Source organism: Streptomyces spongiae (genome assembly GCF_009377185.1).
Taxonomy (GTDB): domain Bacteria; phylum Actinomycetota; class Actinomycetes; order Streptomycetales; family Streptomycetaceae; genus Streptomyces; species Streptomyces spongiae.
Genome location: NZ_VJZC01000804.1, coordinates 1 through 3589, shown reverse-complemented (window position 1 = coordinate 3589; position 3589 = coordinate 1). Strand labels below are relative to the sequence as shown.

The 3589-nt window shown below is 71.6% G+C and carries 3 protein-coding genes; all 3 read right to left on the bottom strand.

The annotated features are described in order from the left end of the window. Nucleotides 1-25: 25 nt before the first annotated feature. Nucleotides 26-1366 (bottom strand): sensor histidine kinase, encoded by a 1341-nt coding sequence (locus FNH08_RS47030; protein ID WP_322726561.1) that lies wholly within the window; start codon nucleotides 1364-1366, stop codon nucleotides 26-28. A gap of 136 nt (nucleotides 1367-1502) precedes the next feature. Further along, entirely contained in the window at nucleotides 1503-2180 is a 678-nt protein-coding gene (locus FNH08_RS47025) for a response regulator (RefSeq protein ID WP_152777984.1), read from the bottom strand. Then, the gene (locus FNH08_RS47020; protein WP_152777986.1) at nucleotides 2177-3583 is read right to left on the bottom strand and encodes a sensor histidine kinase; all 1407 of its coding nucleotides are present in this window, start codon (nucleotides 3581-3583) and stop codon (nucleotides 2177-2179) included. Before FNH08_RS47020 ends, FNH08_RS47025 begins: the two co-directional genes overlap by 4 nt. Nucleotides 3584-3589: the final 6 nt, after the last annotated feature.

The following is a 3589-nucleotide window of genomic DNA, read 5'->3' as shown; positions in this document are numbered from 1 at the left end:
CCACTGGTCCCGCTCATGCCCCTCGTCATGCAGGGTCCTCCGTCAGGGGCACCGGCAGGAACACCGTCACCTCGTAGCCTCCGTCGTCCGTCTCGCCCGTCGTCATCTCGCCGTTCAGCATCGTGACGCGCTCGCGCATGCCGGTGAGGCCATGTCCCGCTCCGGGCGACGGCTTGACCAGGCCGGTCGCCCGGCCGTTGACGATGCGCAGCCCGAGGCCGCCCAGGACGTAGCCGATCTCGACGCGGGCCGTGGCGCCCGGTGCGTGGCGCAGGCTGTTGCTGAGCGCCTCCTGGGTTATTCGGTACGCGGACAGCTCGATGCCCTGCGGGAGTTCACGGACCGCTCCGGTGACCACCTTCTCGACGGTCAGGCCCGCGTCCCGCACGTTGGCGAGCAGGCCGTCGATGTCGGCGAGGGTGGGCTGCGGGGCGTCCGGGGCCTCGTAGTCCTCGGCGCGGACGACGCCGAGGACACGGCGGAGCTCGGTGAGCGCCGCGACCGCGTTCTCCCTGATCGTGGCAAAGGCCTGTTCCAGCTCCGGCGGCGGGTTCTCCACGCGGTACGGCGCCGCCTCCGCCTGGATCGCGACCACCGACATGTGGTGGGCCACCACGTCGTGCAGCTCGCGGGCGATCGTGGTGCGCTCCTCCAGGAGGGTGCGCTTGGAGCGTTCGTGCGCGGTCACCGTCTGCTGGGCGGTCACCTCCCGCGCGGCGGAGCGGCGTATGTGGAGGACGGTGACGGCGAGCAGGGCGAACGCGGAGATGGTCATCAAGGGGCCAGTGTTCGACGAGTAGTGGCCCGCACCGAAGAACGCTTCGGCTCCGACTCCGTACGCGCCTGTCAGCACCCACATCCACAGAGTCGTGCGCGGTCGCGTGCGCAAGGCCACGACCGTCAGCACCACCAGATGGCAGGCGAAGCTGCCCGGCTGCCACGGCCAGTCGGCGGTCCAGCTGTCGCCGAACGTGGCGACGACCGGAGTCGTCGCGATGGAGAACCAGAAGGCGCCCACTGGCCGGAACAGCGTCAGCCCGATCGGGCCCACGACGAGCAGGACAACCAGGAGCGAACTGAGATCGCCGCTGTCGTTGGAGGAGGCGGCGATGAGTGTCGCCGCCAGGGCGGCCACCATCACCGCGGCATGCGGGGTCCAGACCGCGTACTCCCGCAGGCGGGGGCTCAGGCGCCGGGTGAGCCGACCGTCCACGCTCATGCGCGGCAGCGGGCGGTAGGCGAACGCGTCGTGGAACAGGTCCTGCCGCAGCCCGCGCAGGGCGTCCGCCGCCAGTCGGAACTCCGGGCTGCGCGACACGGCTCTGTCCTTCGGGGGCATCGGCTGCGTATGGGTCGTCTCGGTCACGTTCCAAACGGTAGGCGTCGGACCGGGTCGCGGTCGTCACCAGTGAGAAGGGTCCTTCGGGGTCCCTCTCAGGTACTACGGGTATCTCCAGGTCCCGGCCCCCGCCCATCCTGAGTACCCCGATCAGCAGCCCGACTCAGTACCCCGCCGGCCGCACCAGCCCGGACTCGTACGCGAACACCGCTGCCTGGGTGCGGTCGCGCAGGCCCAGCTTCACGAGGATGCGGCCCACATGCGTCTTCACCGTCTGCTCGGCGACGACGAGGCGCTCGGCGATCTCCGCGTTGGACAGGCCCTGGGCGATGAGCGCGAGGACCTCCGTCTCCCGCTCGGTGAGGTCGGCCACGCGTTCCTTCAGTGGGGCGCGGGGCGCCGATCCGCGCAGCCGGGAGAACTCGGTGATGAGGCGGCGCATGACGCCCGGCGCGAGGAGCGCGTCGCCCGCCGCCACCACCCGTACGGCTTCTGCGAGCTGGTCCGCGGAGGCGTCCTTCAGCAGGAAGCCGGACGCGCCCGCGTGCAGGGCGTCGTACACGTACTCGTCGAGGTCGAAGGTGGTGAGCACCAGGACCTTGATGTGCGGGTGCTCGGCGATGATGCGGCGGGTGGCGTCGATGCCGCCGAGTTCGGGCATGCGGATGTCCATCAGGACGACGTCCGGGACGAGTTCGGCGACCTGGGCCACCGCGTCCAGGCCGTGCACCGCCTGGCCCACCACGTCGATGTCGGGCTGGGTGTTGAGCAGCACCGAGAAGCCCTGCCGGACCATCTGCTGGTCGTCGGCGATCAGTACGCGGATGGTGCTGCTCGTCATGGGGTCCGGTCTCCTGTCTTGCCTGTGGAGTTGTGGGGGCGGGCGGGGGCGTCGGAGCGGCCGGCCTCCCCCGTGCCGCCCGAGCGGGGCAGGAACGCGACCACCACGAAGCCGCCGTGCGACGTCTCGGTCGCCATCAGGGTGCCACCGAGCATCGCGGCGCGCTCCCGCATGCCGAGCAGTCCGTGTCCCGCGCCGGGGGACGGCTCGGCGGGTCCACCGGGGCGGGAGTTGATGACCCGTATCTGCAGACCGCGCGGGTAGTGGTCCAGTTCGACCCGGACGTTCGAACCGGGCGCGTGCCGCAGGGCGTTGCTGAGCGCCTCCTGGATGATCCGGTACGCCGACAACTCCACCCCGGGCGGGAACGGGCGCACCTCGCCGCTGACCTCGACGGCCACCTCCAGGCCCGCGGCGCGGGTGTTCTCCACGAGCGCGTCGAGGCGGGCGAGGGTGGGCTGCGGGGCGTGCGGGGCCGTGCCGTCGGCGGGCTCCGCTATGCCGTGCGGGTCCTCGGGGTGCTCGGAGCGCAGGACCCCGAGGACGCGACGCAGCTCGGTCAGGGCCTCCAGGGCGTTCTGCCGGATGCCCACGAGGTTCTCCTTCAGCTCCTCGGACGGGTTCTCGGTCAGGTGCGGGGCGACCTGCGCCTGGATGGAGATCACCGACATGTGGTGGGCCACCACGTCGTGCAGCTCGCGCGCGATACGGCTGCGCTCCTCCAGGAGAGTGCGCCGGGCGCGCTCCTCGGCGGTGATGCCGGCCTGCTCGACGAGCTGGGTACGGGCTTCGCGACGTCCACGCATGGCGCTGCCGAGGAGGACGACGCCGGCGAACAGGACCACTGCCAGCATGCCCGTCGACGAGTAGTTCGCCGCACCGATGAGCCCCTGCACCACCCACGTGACCAGCGCGGTCAGGGCCAGCACCTCAAGGGCCACGCGGGTGGGCAGCCGCAGCGCCAGCAGGAACAGCACCACGGCGTGCGCGACCAGACCGGGCGGGCCCCACGGCCACGGAGTGTTGATCTCGGCGTGCCCCATGGTCAGGGCCCCTTGGTACGCCGCGGCGAGGAGCTGGGTCCGGGCACCCATGGCCACCACGACCGTGACCACCATCGACAGGTGCCACGCCGGGACCGGCCACCGCAACGCCAGTGCCACCGCGGCGCCCTGCGCCAGCGCGCACACCAGGGCGTACTCCGTACCCAGGTGGTAACCCTCGCCGAACTGGTCCACGTTGGCGACGGTGGCGGCGAAGGCGGCCAGGATCACCACACCGTGCGGCAGCCAGCGCAGCCACACCGACGGCGGCAACGGATGCGCCCCGCTGGTCCACAGGTCCTCGCGCAGCACCCGCAGCCACTGGATCAACCGCTTGTCCACTCCCGCCCACCCCCTCATCCGCAC

Bases quoted from the DNA above. Each gene is read 5' to 3' on its own strand.
- FNH08_RS47020 (WP_152777986.1), bottom strand. From the start codon at position 3,583: ATGAGGGGGTGGGCGGGAGTGGACAAGCGGTTGATCCAGTGGCTGCGG.
- FNH08_RS47025 (WP_152777984.1), bottom strand. From the start codon at position 2,180: ATGACGAGCAGCACCATCCGCGTACTGATCGCCGACGACCAGCAGATG.